15 protein-coding genes are annotated in these 13,935 nt (G+C 61.9%); 8 read left to right on the forward strand and 7 right to left on the reverse strand.

Annotation, left to right across the window (positions count from 1 at the left end; all coding sequences use genetic code 11):
- Nucleotides 1-2: 2 nt before the first annotated feature.
- On the reverse strand, nt 3-434 hold the full coding sequence (locus tag BHD07_RS02265; protein WP_100669972.1) for a VOC family protein: 432 nt from the start codon (nt 432-434) through the stop codon (nt 3-5).
- Between the two features lie 210 nt (nt 435-644).
- Here BHD07_RS02265 and BHD07_RS02270 point away from each other — a divergent pair, with 210 nt between their 5' ends.
- The 4 genes from BHD07_RS02270 (at nt 645) to BHD07_RS02285 (ending at nt 5,048) form a co-directional block, all read left to right on the forward strand.
- Nucleotides 645-1,427: an IclR family transcriptional regulator gene (locus BHD07_RS02270; protein ID WP_100669971.1), complete on the forward strand. Its 783-nt coding sequence runs from the start codon at nt 645-647 to the stop codon at nt 1,425-1,427.
- A gap of 23 nt (nt 1,428-1,450) precedes the next feature.
- Entirely contained in the window at nt 1,451-2,647 is a 1,197-nt protein-coding gene (locus tag BHD07_RS02275) for a mandelate racemase/muconate lactonizing enzyme family protein (protein ID WP_100669970.1), read from the forward strand.
- An 11-nt stretch (nt 2,648-2,658) separates the two neighbouring features.
- Nucleotides 2,659-3,546 (forward strand): Gfo/Idh/MocA family protein, encoded by an 888-nt coding sequence (locus BHD07_RS02280; RefSeq protein ID WP_338277439.1) that lies wholly within the window; start codon nt 2,659-2,661, stop codon nt 3,544-3,546.
- 185 nt (nt 3,547-3,731) lie between these two features.
- A complete protein-coding gene (locus BHD07_RS02285; protein WP_198516601.1) occupies nt 3,732-5,048 on the forward strand; it encodes a hypothetical protein in 1,317 nt (438 codons plus the stop codon).
- Here the strand turns inward: BHD07_RS02285 and BHD07_RS02290 are convergent.
- The 5 genes from BHD07_RS02290 to metB all read right to left on the reverse strand — a co-directional run bounded on the left by BHD07_RS02290 (nt 4,999) and on the right by metB (nt 8,702).
- A complete protein-coding gene (locus BHD07_RS02290; RefSeq protein ID WP_100669968.1) occupies nt 4,999-5,538 on the reverse strand; it encodes a hypothetical protein in 540 nt (179 codons plus the stop codon). The genes BHD07_RS02285 and BHD07_RS02290 overlap by 50 nt on opposite strands.
- Entirely contained in the window at nt 5,535-6,128 is a 594-nt protein-coding gene (locus BHD07_RS02295) for a hypothetical protein (protein WP_100669967.1), read from the reverse strand. The genes BHD07_RS02290 and BHD07_RS02295 overlap by 4 nt, the downstream gene beginning before the upstream one ends.
- Entirely contained in the window at nt 6,125-6,757 is a 633-nt protein-coding gene (locus BHD07_RS02300) for a hypothetical protein (RefSeq protein ID WP_100669966.1), read from the reverse strand. Before BHD07_RS02300 ends, BHD07_RS02295 begins: the two co-directional genes overlap by 4 nt.
- Nucleotides 6,758-6,831: 74 nt before the next feature.
- On the reverse strand, nt 6,832-7,509 hold the full coding sequence (locus BHD07_RS02305; protein WP_100669965.1) for a 5-formyltetrahydrofolate cyclo-ligase: 678 nt from the start codon (nt 7,507-7,509) through the stop codon (nt 6,832-6,834).
- Nucleotides 7,510-7,538: 29 nt separating this feature from the next.
- Nucleotides 7,539-8,702 carry a cystathionine gamma-synthase gene (metB, locus tag BHD07_RS02310; protein ID WP_100669964.1) on the reverse strand — a complete coding sequence of 388 codons (1,164 nt, stop codon included), beginning with the start codon at nt 8,700-8,702 and terminating at the stop codon, nt 7,539-7,541.
- Between the two features lie 205 nt (nt 8,703-8,907).
- On the opposite strand from metB, the gene BHD07_RS02315 reads away from it, so the two are divergent.
- Both BHD07_RS02315 and BHD07_RS02320 read left to right on the forward strand, forming a co-directional pair.
- Nucleotides 8,908-9,759 carry a LysR family transcriptional regulator gene (locus BHD07_RS02315; protein WP_100669963.1) on the forward strand — a complete coding sequence of 284 codons (852 nt, stop codon included), beginning with the start codon at nt 8,908-8,910 and terminating at the stop codon, nt 9,757-9,759.
- A 74-nt stretch (nt 9,760-9,833) separates the two neighbouring features.
- On the forward strand, nt 9,834-10,190 hold the full coding sequence (locus BHD07_RS02320; protein ID WP_100669962.1) for a cupin domain-containing protein: 357 nt from the start codon (nt 9,834-9,836) through the stop codon (nt 10,188-10,190).
- A gap of 46 nt (nt 10,191-10,236) precedes the next feature.
- Here the strand turns inward: BHD07_RS02320 and BHD07_RS02325 are convergent, their stop codons facing one another.
- Nucleotides 10,237-11,388, reverse strand: a complete 1,152-nt coding sequence (locus tag BHD07_RS02325) for a CBS domain-containing protein (RefSeq protein WP_275597058.1) — start codon at nt 11,386-11,388, stop codon at nt 10,237-10,239.
- 280 nt (nt 11,389-11,668) lie between these two features.
- Here BHD07_RS02325 and BHD07_RS02330 point away from each other — a divergent pair, with 280 nt between their 5' ends.
- The gene (locus BHD07_RS02330; protein WP_100669960.1) at nt 11,669-11,965 is read left to right on the forward strand and encodes a hypothetical protein; all 297 of its coding nucleotides are present in this window, start codon (nt 11,669-11,671) and stop codon (nt 11,963-11,965) included.
- A gap of 367 nt (nt 11,966-12,332) precedes the next feature.
- On the forward strand, nt 12,333-13,883 hold the full coding sequence (locus BHD07_RS02335) for an arylsulfatase (RefSeq protein WP_375341882.1): 1,551 nt from the start codon (nt 12,333-12,335) through the stop codon (nt 13,881-13,883).
- Nucleotides 13,884-13,935: the final 52 nt, after the last annotated feature.

A 13,935-nucleotide genomic window follows, 5' to 3' on the forward strand; every position in this document is an offset into this window, starting at 1 on the left:
GATCAGTTCCCCCGGAGGCGGGCAATCGCCTTCGCCTGCATTCCGTCCGAGGCCATCTCCATAAGCTCAATGCGATGCCCGTCCGGGTCCACGATCCAAGTCTGCCAATTGCCGTCGGCGCCCTGGACCTTCGGTCGGAAGAGCGGAATTTCAGCGGCTTCAAGCTCGCGGACGGTCTGATCTATGCTCGGGACGGAAAGACACATGTGGTTGTATCCCACGGCCTCCGCTCCTGGAGCGTCTCCGCCCCGGCCCTCCGGAAAGACCTCAAGATATTGATCGTCGGTGATGCGCAGATAGACCAGCCAGAGGCGCCCGTCGCGGTCGAGGCGCAGAAGCTCCGAAAAGCCCAGCTTGTTGATGTAGAAATCGAGGGTGCGGTCGATATCCTGCACCCTTATGGCGACATGGGTAATTGCGGAAACGGTCAGCATTCTGAGCCCCTGTACTTGGCCAATGAGGGAGGGTGCTGGTGGTTTTCATTTCGCTGGGGTGTTTTGTCGCCGTGCGGGTGCACTTTCGCGGCATGTCAGCGTGAAACCGAATTCGGACGTCCGCCTCCTTCGGCTATCCAAATATGAACTTTGACAGTTCATATATGTATGCTAATGACGGACTGAGTTTTGTCAACAGGGCAGGTGCCGATGAGCGAAGCCGCAGAAGATGGCGTGAGCAAGCACACGATCCCGGTCATAGACCGGATGATGGATGTGCTGTGCGAGATCGAACGCAAGGACAGGGGACTTTCGATCAGCGAATTGACGGAGGCGCTCAAGCTTCCCCGAACGACCATCTACCGGATTCTCAACTCGCTGCAGCAACATGACATTGTCTACCGTGATGACACGGGCAGCTATCACCTGGGACGCCGGCTGCTGTCGCTTGCAGCCCATGTCGGCGTCCGGGCGACGGAGTTCGACCTTGCCGCCCTCTGCCAGCCGTATCTCGACAAGCTGGCCGCCGAACTGGGCGAGGGGGTCAAGCTGAGCATCCTCGATCAGGAGGGAATCCTTGTTCTCGCGACAGCCCAGGGCAAGCGGGAGTATGCCCTGACAGTGGCGCCGGGGCAGCGCATGCCCATCCATGCCGGCGCGGCGAGCAAGCTGCTGCTCGCCTATCTGCCGCCAGAAGACCTGGATTACTGGCTCGCGCGTCCGCTCGTTGCCTTCACCGCTAAGACCATCACGGATCCCAAACGGCTGCGCAGCGAACTTGCCCGCATCAGGCGCCTCGGATGGGCGCAGGACAAGGGGGAGAACGCCCCCAGCATCCAGGCTTTCGCAACGCCGGTGTTCACGCGCAGCGGCAGGATGCTGGCGGCGGTCAGCGTGCCGTTCCTGGCCGGCACCCAGCCCAGCCGCATGGAGGAGATCCGCCTGGCTGCGATAGAGACCGCCAAGGCCATCAGTGCCGTCATTCCAGTCTGAATTGTGCCTTGGGGGGAGCCCGCATGAAAATCGTCGACATCAAATGTGCCGTCATCGGCAAGAGCCCGATCGTCCGGATCGTTTCGGACGAAGGCATATCGGGCTTCGCCCAGGCGGAAACCTGGAAGCCCTACCTGAAGCCGCACATCATGGCCTTCCGCGATGCGCTGATCGGTGAAGACCCCACCCTCGTGGAGAGGGTGATGCTGAAGATTCGCCAGAGAGGCGGGTTCAAGCCCTGGGGGAGTGCCGTCAGCGTCATCGAAATGGCGCTCTGGGACCTTGCCGGAAAGGCGGCGGGCCTGCCCGTCCACAAGCTGCTTGGTGGGAAGGTGCGTGACCGGGTGCGGGTCTACAACGGCTCGATGCGATTTCCCTTCGCCGGCCATGAACCGCAGGATTATGCCGACGACATCGCGAAGATGATGGCCCTGCCGGAGGGCTTCACCATCATCAAGCAGCCGATCGGCTTTCATTCGCCGATGAAGCGCGAAGTGCCGAACTTCTACTATGGGGAGCCGAGCGCCAGCCCCTTTCACGGCGCTCTCGATCGGGGTCCAGTCACGGAAAAAGGCCTCAAGCATCTCGTAGACTGCGTAGCGGCCATGAAGGAGGTGGCTGGCGACACGGTGGGGCTGGCGCTGGACTGCGGACCGGGCTGGATGCTGGCGGACGCGATCCGTCTGGCGCGGATGCTCGAACCCTTCAACCTCCTGTGGCTCGAGGATCTCCTGTCGGGGGACTACACGCCCTGGGTCAATGCGGGCGTCTACAGGGAACTCACCCGATGCTCGACGACGCCTATTCATACCGGGGAGCAGATCTATCTGCGCCAGAACTTCAAGGACCTGATCGAATCCCACGCCGTTCACGTGATCGGACCGGACCCCGCCGACGTAGGGGGAATCGCTGAACTGAAATGGATCGCGGAATACGCGGATCTGCATGGCATCACCGTAGCCCCCCATGGGACCGCGAACGGGCTGCTGGGGCTGGCGGCCCTGGTCCAGGTTTCTGCGACCCTCCCCGCCAATTTCATCGCCTTTGAATACACGACGGCGGATCCGGAGTGGTGGACGGATCTGGTCGATGGGTTCCCGGCTCCGATCGTGACCAACGGCATGATCGACGTTCCGGATCGGCCGGGCATGGGCGTGGAGATCATCGCCGACCGCGCCAAAGCCTACCTGTCGCCGGAAGACCACGCCTTTTTCGATTGAGGAGCAGACCGATGCACAAGATCGGTATTCTAGGCGCGGCCGGCATCGCGCCGCGATCCATCATTCAGCCAGCGCGTCGTCGTGACGACTGCGTCATCGATGCGGTCGCCTCCCGGCGTCGCGCCGCTGTCGAGGACTATGCGCGGCTGCATGGGATCACGAAGGGTTATTCAAGCTATGACGAGCTCCTGTCGGATCCGGACATCACCATCATCTACAATGCTCTGCCGCCGGCCGCGCATGCCGAGTGGTCGATCAAGGCGCTGAAGGCCGGCAAGCATGTGCTCTGCGAAAAACCTCTGGCGATGACGGCCGACGAGGCGGAGGTGATGGTCGAGGCAGCCGGGACTGCCGGGAGAGTGCTGGCCGAAGCGTTCCACGACCGTTACCATCCCGTCTTCCTGCATCTTCTTGCGCGCAAGGCATCGCGAGCGCTCGGGGAGATCCGCGCGTTGCGGGCGGAATTCCATGTCGATATCCCGTTCGATCCGCACAACATCCGGCACGACCCGGCGCAGGGTGGCGGAGCCATGATGGATCTCGGATGCTATCCGCTGCACTGGCTGCGCAGCTTCATGGGCCAGGAGCCCGAGATCCTCTCCGCGCATGCCGAGCTTACGCCGCTGAACGTCGATCAGCGGATGGAGGTGGCGATGCGCTTTGCAGGCGGGGTTGAAGCGCAACTGGTTGCTGACATCGCCAGCCCGCCGTTTCGGGGATTGCTTCGGGTCGAGGGCGAGTTCACGTTAGCTGCCGGCACCACCTACGACTACCAACTGGCTGCATTCGTGGACGCGGTAAACAATGGGGCTTCGCTGCCGACAGGCGGCCAGGATGCCATCGGCAACATGAAGGCGCTGGACGCGATCTATATTGCCTCCGGGCTTCGCGCAAGTTAGCGCGGCTGATACTGATGTTGCCTGCCACGTCGCGTTTAAGGTCGAGTTACGGCGGCTGTCTGCAGGGTCGCTTTCAGCATAGCAATACGGGGCGTTCAATCCTTCCGTAGTGCAGCCCCGAGGACCGCCACTTTCCATCTATTTGCCCGGTTGAGCGCCCGGAAGGTTATGGTTAGGTTCGGGGCATGGGGATGCTCAAGGATATCGGCGGACTGGCGGCATTGACGGCGCGCCTTCTTGCGCGTTTCTGGCCGCAGCTTCTGCTTGCCGCGACGCTCGGATATATCGCGCGTGTCCTGCTCCTCGAGGCTGCGGTCGGCGTCGGCCTGAAAACCCCCCTTGGCGGAATGGTAACGCTGTCGCTTGTCGTCCTCGTCAAGCTGCTGGTCGTCATTGCGATGTTCGCGATCCTGCGTCCCGGCCTGCCGGTGCTCGCCGCGTTGCGCGGCGTGGCGCCAGCTGCCGGCTCGACGAAGAAGGAACGGCAGTTGAATCGCCTTCTGGTGATTGCCTCCGCAGCCATCTTGCCGTTCTTCGCCTATTACGCCGCGTGGGGCTTCCTCGGCGACACGGTGCGCGAGTATTCGCGTCTCGCCCTGGATCGGGTGGCGCTGGGAGAACGGTTACAGATTTTCGAGCTCCTGCGCTCGCGCAGCCTGATTGCGGCGATCCTCGCCTGCTGGTTCGTGCGATGGCTTGCCAAGCGCGCCAACGGGCGCCTGCAGTTGCCGTGGCTGCGTTTCGTCATCGTGGCGGCGGACGCGAGCTGGATCTTCATCGGGCTCTATGCGCTGGACAGATGGAAGGACGACTTCATAAGCTGGCTCGGCGCGGGCGCGTTTCTCGATGCGGTGGAAGCCGGCATCGCCGGATTTTCCATGGAAGCACACGCGGCAGCGGGCGGCACTGCGGTGGAGTTCCAGGAACCTGGATTCGTCACGCAGGCGCAGGAACTGTTCTTCTACGCCCTCCTGCCGCTCGTCTGGCTCGTAATGGCTGCCATCGTCTATGGCTACGACGTTTCGGCAAAACCCGTCGCCGCTCCGTCGCCGCCCGCTCGCGCCACCACGCTACGCAAATGGCTGGCCGATTTCGCCGCCCACTTCCTCGGAGGCTATCGGACCCGCTACCGGCCGGTCTGGGCCTGCCTGCGCACGGTGCTCGGCGCCGGTCTCGGGACGTTGCTCGCCTTCGTCGTGCTTTACCGCGCCACCAGCTGGCTCCCCGCCTGGGCGTGGTACGGCGCAACCCGTCATCTCGGCCCGCACGACCTCGAAACCTGGCAGCGGATAGGCGACGTCCTGGCCGTTCTCGTCGGCAGTCCGACCGAGCTCGACGGCGGAATCCTTTTCGGTCCGGTGCGGATCGCCCTGCTGGCCGCCATGCTGGAATACGCAATGTCCCGATCCGGCGAAGCCGGCGACGCGCAGGCTTATGGTACCCGGAAAAGCGTTATTTCAAGAGAATCGGAGGCGAGCCGGTCAGGGCAAGCGACAGGGTGAACCCGTCTGCCTGCCGCGGCACGAGAAAGAGCTCGACCACGCGAAGCGACGCCTCGCCGGCCTCACCGATCGTCAGCGTCGTGCATTGCGGCCTGTCGGCAATTGCCGGATCAGCCTGGCGTAAAAGACGGCCGGGCAGCGGCAGCGGGTCCCAGCGGCGGCCAGCGCCATCCGTCAGCGAGAGCGCGCAGGGCAAGGCCTGCTTCAAGACGTCCGCTGCCTGGACCGAGACGTCGATTTCCGCCAGCATGAGGCTCGTGTCCGGCAAGGTTCCCGGCAGGCGGCGCAGCGATGTGAGCCGCCAGCTGCCGCCGGCGCCTTGCCCGCTGCCGTCGCGCTCGACGGTCACAGGTGGTTGCATGCGCGGTTGCAGCCATGCGGCGAATTCGCCCCGGGACCCGACGAGGACCGCGAGCGGCACGGCGGCGAGCAGCGATACGAGGCTGATCCAGTAGCTCGTTCTCTCCCGTGACGAAGCCGGTGCGCTCATTGCTGAAACTCCAGCGACCAGGGCATGATGCGGCCGCCGCGTGCAAGGGTGAGGGACTCGTGCCTGCTTTCCGGCGGCACGCTGTCCATGGCGATCTCCACCTGCTCGGACAGGGGAGTCAGCGCGGTCTCGGCGACCAGCAGTGTACCGCCCTCGATCTGGTCCTCGGGCAGCTCGAATATCAGCAGAACCGGGCGTGGAATCCCGGGCTCCAGGCGCTCGGCACCCAACAGCCCGAGCGAACTGCCGATGCGCGTGCTCATGGCAAAGCGCAGGCCGGAAGGGCCGCGCCACGCAGCCGAGGTCAGCGATACCGATCGGTCTTGCGCCTTCGCCGCCGCTTCGACGACAAGCCATTTTCCGGAGGTGGTGTAGGTACGCGGCTCGCCGAAATGCGAAGCGACCAGTTGGCGGGCGAGATGCACCTTGGCGACCCCGAAGACGAAGCGTTCGGCCTGCGCCGGTTTTCCCTGCGCGGCCGGCACCGCCACGGGCGACAGGATTTCGCTGTAGGAGGGCGCCGAGTGCTGCATGCCGTAGAGCGCCGCCGTCGCCAGGAGCAGGGCGACGATATTTGCGAAGGCCTTCATTGCCTTGCCCTCGCCGCTTCCTGCTCAACAGTCAGGGACACCACCGCCACCGGATCACCGTCGAACCAGTTGGAGGCGCCATAGAGATTGTCGCGTTTCTTGTAGATCTGGCTCCCGATCAGCAGGTTCAGCTCACGCGGCGGCATTTCCCCCGCCGGCCATTCCCATACGGCGGTCAAACTCTCCGGCATGCCCGGGTGCAGGCCGGGGCTGAACGCCTTGTCCCGTGTCAAATAGAAGGTGGGGGAAGCAAGTTTCGCCTCCAGGCCGGCAAAGGTGAGCAGTTTCGCCGGCAGGTGGGCGGTCGCCGCCGAGCGGTTGCCGGCCTCGAAATCGACAAGCAGGAAAGTTTTCGGCTCGGGCGGTCTCCTGCCGGAAGGGGGGACATCGCTCACGCGGGCTCCGGCGATCGTCACATGCCATCGCCCGGTATCGACCGTCTCGCCCGGCCCGGCGGCGCGCAGGGGTTCGGGATTGGCGGCGCGATAGATCGCCGCTCCGTAGGAGATCGCACTGGCCGCCAGAGTGCCGATACTGGCGGCGGCCAGCGCAATGAGCCGTTGCCGGTAGCTCCGTCGTTGCTCGTCCATCGCGACACCCGATCCGCAGCCGTTCACAAGTCGACCCAAGCCCGCGGAGAAAGCTAGAACAATTTTCGCCAAGGCGCCACGTTCTCGATTCGATCCCGCTGCCCAATCGGAATTCAACGCACGCTAGCATGATCTGTGCCCGATTCGGTCACCACGGCGTCCATCCGGATGTCATGCGCCTGAGGATAAATAGTCCTTATCCTCGACTGTGCGAAACCAACGCCCAGCACGCGGCGCGTCGCCGCCATTGCCGCCAGTGTCCGGTCGTAATAGCCCCCGCCATAACCAAGCCGATAGCACGACGGATCAAAGCCCACGACCGGGGCGACGACGATATCGGGGGTGCATGAAACAGGCTTGGCCGGGACGGGTATGTTCCAGATACCACGGACGAGTTTGTCGCCTGGCCGCCAGATGCGAAACTCCAGAGGCTGTCCTTTTTCGACCACGACCGGGAGCGCACATCGGCCGCCGTCATCGGCTATTTGCCGCATCAGCGGTCTGAGATCGGGCTCACCCCGAAACGGCCAGTAGACGCTGACCACACGCCCGCGCACCTGTCCGATCTCGGCAAGTAGACGGCTGACGATCTGCGCTTCGCAAGCGGCCCGAAGGTCGGGAGATATGGCCAGGCGTTGCGCGATGAGGCGAGCCCGTTCGCTTGTCCGCCACCGCCTGACATCGGCACAGATCGACCGGTCGGATGTCAGGCCCGCATAGGCCGGGTCGAGTTCGTGCATCAAGCAGGGTGGCGACGCAAAAGTCGGCGGAATATCATCGTCGATGTCCATCCCTGTCTACCTCCTCAATCGATCTTCGCTCAACAGGCGCCCAATCCAAGTTCAAGTCCTTCCAGAAGATCGTCAATGTGTTCCAGCCCGATCGAAAGTCTGAGAAGCTCGTCGCGAATACCCGCGCTCTCTCTGGCTTCAGCCCCCATGTCGAGATGGGTCATGGTGGCCGGATGAGCTACGAGACTTTCGACCCCTCCAAGCGACTCGGCCAATGTGAAGCAGCGAACATGTGCCAGGAACCGCCGAACGGCGGGAACGCCCCCTTCAAGTTCGAAACTCATCATGGCGCCGAAGCCGCGCTGCTGCCGTCTTGCGACTTCGTGGTCTGCGTGATCCGGAAGCCCCGCGTAGTGGACGTGCCGCACCGCAGGATGGGCGTCGAGATATTCGGCGATCGTCATGGCGCTGCGTTCTTGGCTGGACATTCGCGCAAACAACGTTCTCAGCCCGCGCAAAGTCAACCAGGCATCGAAAGGTGCAGCGACTGCCCCGGTGACGTTGGCCCAGCGCTTGAGATCACGTGCCTCCTGTGGCTCGGCAGCGATCACCGCACCGGCGATGACGTCCGAATGCCCGTTCAGGAATTTGGTCGCCGAGTGAATGGCGTAATCGGCTCCGAGAGAAAGGGGCTGCTGGAGAGCGGGGGAGAGAAACGTGTTGTCGACGGCCACGGCGGAGCCTGCCGCCTTGGCGAGACTGGACAATCGGGCAATGTCGGTGACGCGCATCAGGGGATTGCTGGGGCTCTCGATGAGGACGAGAGCCGGAGCATCCGCTAGTGCGGCCTCGAATCCGCCGAGATCCCTCTGGTTGGTAAGCCGGAATGTGAGGTGCCCCAGATCGGCACGCGCCTTCAGCAGTCGCAATGTACCGCCATAGCAATCATGTGGTGCCAGCACGAGATCGTTTCGCCTCAAGCGCCCTAACAGGAGGTCGAGCGCGGCCATGCCGCTCGGCGTGACGACCGCGCCGGCGCCTCCCTCGAGCTTCGCAAGTGCTTGCGCCAGCAAGTCACGGGTCGGATTTCCAGAGCGGCCGTAGTCATAGGCGCGCGGCGTGTCGAAACCGGCGAACTCGTAGGTGCTGGACAAGTATAGTGGCGGCACCACGGAGCCGAATGCCGGGTCGGTCGCGACCCCGTGGGCTGCAGCCGTGGTTTCGGCTCTGTCAGAGGATTTTCGCTCGAACATCGGCAGTAGGGCCCTTCATCAGATGGCAGCAAAGCAGCGTGGCTGGTCGGGATCAGCCGAGGCACGCGGACCAGGATGGCAAGCGGGAATTCCGCTGACAAACGAATTGAATTGCTGGTTAACCGCAAATATTCTGCACTTATTTGATGAATGCGTGCCGCCGGCAGTCAGGCTGACGTGGCGACGCTATTTGCGCGGGGCGAAGATGGACATCAGCATTGCGCGTACGTTCCTCGAGGTGGTCAAGACAGGAAGTTTCGTGAATGCCGCTGCCAATCTGAACATCTCCCAGACCGCAGTCAGTGCGCGAATTCGCGTGCTCGAGGAACAACTCGACAGGCCCATGTTCATTCGGAACAAGGCCGGTGCCAGGCTGACCCCCGCCGGAGAGCAGTTTTTCCGTTTTGCGACGAGCCTGGTGCAAGTATGGGAGGCGGCGCGAACCACGGTCGCTTTGCCCCCGGGGCGCGAGGCCATGGTGACGATCGGTGCGGAGCTCAGTCTGTGGGATCCACTGTTGAAGCATTGGCTTTTTTGGATGCGCCGCGAATGCCCCAGCGTGGCCATTCGAACGTCGATCGACAGATCGGAGCGGCTGATGGAGCTCGTGCAGGACGGTTCACTTGACGCGGCGGTCCTTTATGGAGCGCCAAATCGTCCAGGCACGCTTACGGAGCTGCTTTTCGAGGAAAAACTCGTTTTCGTCCGCACGACGGCCATGCCGCAGCCGCCCGGACCGGAAGACCTCGTTGGCATCGATTGGGGAGAGGATTTTGCCGGCAGCTATAGGGCGGCTTTTCCGGGCGGTCCGAGTCCGGTGGTGGCGATCAGTTATGGGCCGCTTGCTCTCGACTACATTCTGGCAGTCGGCGGATCCGGATATTTTCGGCAGGGCTTCGTTCGGCCCTATCTTGCGGACGGCAGTCTCGAGCTCGTTCCCAACAGTCCGGAATTTGCCTACCCCGCTTATCTCGTTTCCTCAGCTAAGGCAGATCGGTCTATGCTGGATCGCATTCGGGCGGGATTGAGGGCCGCCGCATCCAGTGCCGGCGTCTGAAGCGGGTCGGAGAACTCGCGTCGGATCAAATCACCTTCACCGATAGTTGCGGCGAACAGCCGAAAGGATATCCGATGAAACCAATCAATATTTCCGAGAAGCTGGCTCTGTTTTCGAGCCATTGGGATCCGCACGTCGTGTCCGATTACAACGACAACGATGTCATGGTCGTCAAGTTTAAAGGGGAATACCCATTTCACAAGCATGAGACCACGGACGATTTCTTCTACGTCCTGGAGGGCGAAATGATTATGGACATCGAAGGGAAACCCTCTCAGGTGGTCAGAGCTGGCGAGCTGTTTGTGGTTCCGAAAGGCGTTGTGCATCGTCCCCGGGCAGAGACGGAGGTCAAGGTTCTTCTAATCGAGCCAAAGGGAGAACCCAATTCGGGTGACTCGGACCGGGCACCGGCGCCAAAAACACGCATCTAGCGCCCGGACGGCCTGGTCCTGCATATAATATCCACGGCTCGACGCCTCAGATACCCTGCCCGTTGCCCTGCATTATTTCGGACAGACCATTATGCGAGAGACTTTTGGCCAAAGTCGCGAGCAGATCGGTCTGGGATATGATGCCCACAACCTTGCCGCCGTCGTCGAGAATGACGACGGCGTGTGTCGCCCCGTCCGTCAGGCGGGGGAGCAGGCCGATCGCAGGGTCGGATGGCCTGGCGGTAGCTGCCGCGCTTATCGGCAGTTTGCTGCCGGGCTCTTTGCCGGCGAGCTCCCGCAGGCCCACCGTACCCTGAAGCTTCTCGTTCTCGTCAAGCACTGGAAGTGTACGAATGTCGTGCTTCAACAACAGGTATCGTGCATGCTCGGGGGTCGTGTCGCCGGGCACGGTTACGACGTCGCGGGACATGATGTCGGCACAAGTCAACTCTCCCCTCTGTCGGACGAGGGCCTGCAGTTCGACTTCCCTCAAGAGGGCATCGATGTCCTCCCGGCTGATATCGAGTGTTTCATTCAACCGCGCGATTGCCGAGTCTATGTCCTCGGAATTGAAGCCGACACGAAGCGCAGGTGGGGGATCCGCCGTCGCATGTGTATTCACCGGCGCAATTCCGGGTCGATGAGGATATTGGCGGCGGGCCAGCCTATGAAACACAATGCCCAATCCGACGAGGATCAGGGAGTTGATCGCAACGGGTATGAACGGGAACCAAAAACCTGAGCGCGCGACCGCGGCTCCACCGATGACAGCCGTCAGCGCGGCGGCGCCTCCTGGCGGATGAAGCGATCGCGTGAGCGACATCGCAAGAATCGCCAGAGCGACTGCGAGGCCGATGGCAAGCATCTGGTCCGTCACGATATAGGTCACGGAGACGCCGATCAGGGCGGAGATCGTGTTCCCGCCGATGATCGACCAAGGCTGCGCGAGCGGACTGGCCGGCACGGCAAAGAGCAAGACGGCAGAGGCGCCGATGGGCGCAACGATCAGCGGCAGCTGGGGGTCGTCCCCAAAAACGAACCCGCATACCAGGCCGGTGACACAAATCCCGATCAACGCTCCGATACAGCCGATCAAGCGCTCTTTCAGCGTTGCACCCGCCAGAATCGGCGAGAACAGCTTGAATCTCGGCAAACGGCCGGACTTTCGAACTTCGTGTGGCGGAGGGGGGACAATCATTCGGGAGCGTCGGATGCAGTTGCTTATTTTTCGAAGCTTATGTGCCTATAAAAAGGGCGAAGCAATAGCACGGACGGATTTCTGTGTGGTTCCAGCGACATTTCGGAAATGGGCCAGTGTGACCGGGCGCGATGACGCGGATCGAGGAGAAGTGCCTCGGCGTAGCGATCCCTATCGCATCGCGCGATGTTCGTTCGCTGCTGCGGCCCATTCCAGGAGAGGCTGGAAGTTGGCACGTAAATTGCTGCCCTAACACGACCACAGTCGGTACGGGTGCAACTTGGATTTCTTCGGCTTCTCCTCTTCTGTGCTGATTTGGCTCGCTCTAGGCTTGAGCGGCCCTGCGTTTCTTTCCGCTTTTCGCCCTGGATCCCTTAACTGGGAATCCGCGGCCGAGACGACTGTCGGAGCCGCGGTTTTCGTCGGAGCATTGGGTCTGTATCTCTCTGCCGGAAGCGTTCTTGCCGCAGCGGTCGTCTCTCTCGCAGCCCTCGCAATCGCCCCCATGTTTCGCGTGAAGAGTCGACGGTTGCCGATGCTGGCCGTTTCGATTCTCTGCCTGGGCATGTATCTCTAGAGAATTTCCTTTCTCACTTCGCGTGCGCCGGTGGAAACCATTTTCCTCACGCCGCAACGCCCGGAGGTCTACTCGGGCGGGCTCTCGCCGTCGCATTGCCCCTTGGTCCAACTTCTCATGCCCGTACGTCCGACCGATAATCTGGCCGGCTTACGTGTGCCGGCACTCGAGCTTGGGAACGGTTTCCAGCTCCAGGGAGCTGTCACGGCAAGGCCACGCCTTGATGTGCAGGGATGCAAGCCGCGCATCGGAAAACACCTATTTATCTATTCAGGAGCAAAGCATGAGCCCTCCAGATGCCGAAAAGCGCGAGAAAGTGCAGGATTCCTTGTCTTTAGATCGTCGAAGCCTCCTGCTCGGCGGCACGATGCTTGCTGCAGCTGCCGCAAGCGGTGTCACGGGCGTTGGCACTGCAAAGGCTCAGCAACAGCCGGCAGCTTCCGGCGGGAAACAGCCCAACATTCTCGTCATCTGGGGAGATGACATCGGTACCTGGAATATCAGCCACAACAATCGTGGCATGATGGGTTACAGGACCCCGAACATCGACCGGATTGCCCAGGAAGGCTTGTCGTTCACGGATTACTACGGTCAGCAAAGCTGCACAGCGGGTCGGGCCGCCTTTATCGGCGGCAACGTCCCCGTTCGCACCGGCATGACGAAGGTGGGTCTACCGGGTGCGAAGGAAGGTTGGCAAGAGAGCGACGTGACGATGGCCACCGTCCTGAAAAGCCAAGGATATGCCACGGGTCAATTCGGCAAGAACCACCAGGGCGACCGCGACGAACACCTCCCGACCAACCACGGTTTCGATGAGTTCTTCGGCAATCTGTACCACCTGAACGCCGAGGAAGAGCCTGAGAACCGCGACTATCCGAAAAGCACGGACTTTCGAAAGAATTTTGGCCCGCGCGGCGTCATCAAGGCCAGCGCGGACGGAAAGATCGAGGACACCGGGCCGCTGACGAGAAAGCGGATGGAAACGGTCGATGCCGAAACCCTCGCTGCGGCCCGGGATTTCATCTCACGTCAGCATGAGGCGCAGAAGCCGTTCTTCGTCTGGTGGAACGCCACGCGGATGCATTTTCGTACGCATGTGAAAGAGTCCAATACCGGGATATCGGGACCGAGCGGCGACGAGTACCATGACGGGATGGTCGAGCATGACATGCAGGTCGGCGAACTGCTGCAGCTTCTGGACGATCTCGGCATCGCCGAAAACACCGTCGTCATGTACTCCACCGACAATGGGCCTCACTACAATACATGGCCGGATGCCGCCACGACGCCCTTCAGAAGCGAGAAGAACTCGAACTGGGAAGGAGCCTATCGCGTTCCGACCTTTGTGCGCTGGCCCGGTCGCTTCCCGGCCGGAAAGACGTTGAACGGTATCGTCTCGCACGAGGATTGGCTGCCGACCTTCGCCGCCATCGCGGGGGCACCGGACATCAAGGAAAAACTTCTTGACGGGGTCGATCTGAACGGCCGTCATTACCGCAACTACATCGACGGCCACAACCAGCTCGATTATCTGGAAGGCAAGGTCAACGAGTCACCGCGTCGTGAGTTCTGGTACGTGAACGACGATGGTCAGGTCGTGGCGGCGCGTTACGACGATTGGAAAGTTGTCTTCCTGGAAAATCGGGGCGAAGCCTTCGGTGTCTGGCGCGAACCCTTCACCGAGCTGCGTGTGCCGCTGCTCTTTCACCTGCGCCGTGATCCCTTCGAGAAAGCGCAGCACAATTCGAACACCTACAATGATTGGTTCCTGGAGCGCGTCTTCGTCATCGTGCCGATCCAAGGCATGGCAGCGAAGTTCCTGCAGACGATGAAGGATTATCCTCCCAGCCAATCGCCTGGTTCGTTCAATCTGAGCAAGATCGAAGCTGCTTTGCGCTCAGCCGGCGGAGGCAAATAGCTAAATGAGCCAGCGACGGTCCGATCCCTTTGGCGGACCGTCGCTGGACTAT

It is taken from the genome of Sinorhizobium sp. KGO-5 (assembly GCF_036245905.1).
In the GTDB taxonomy this organism is placed as follows: Bacteria; Pseudomonadota; Alphaproteobacteria; order Rhizobiales; family Rhizobiaceae; genus Sinorhizobium; species Sinorhizobium meliloti_A.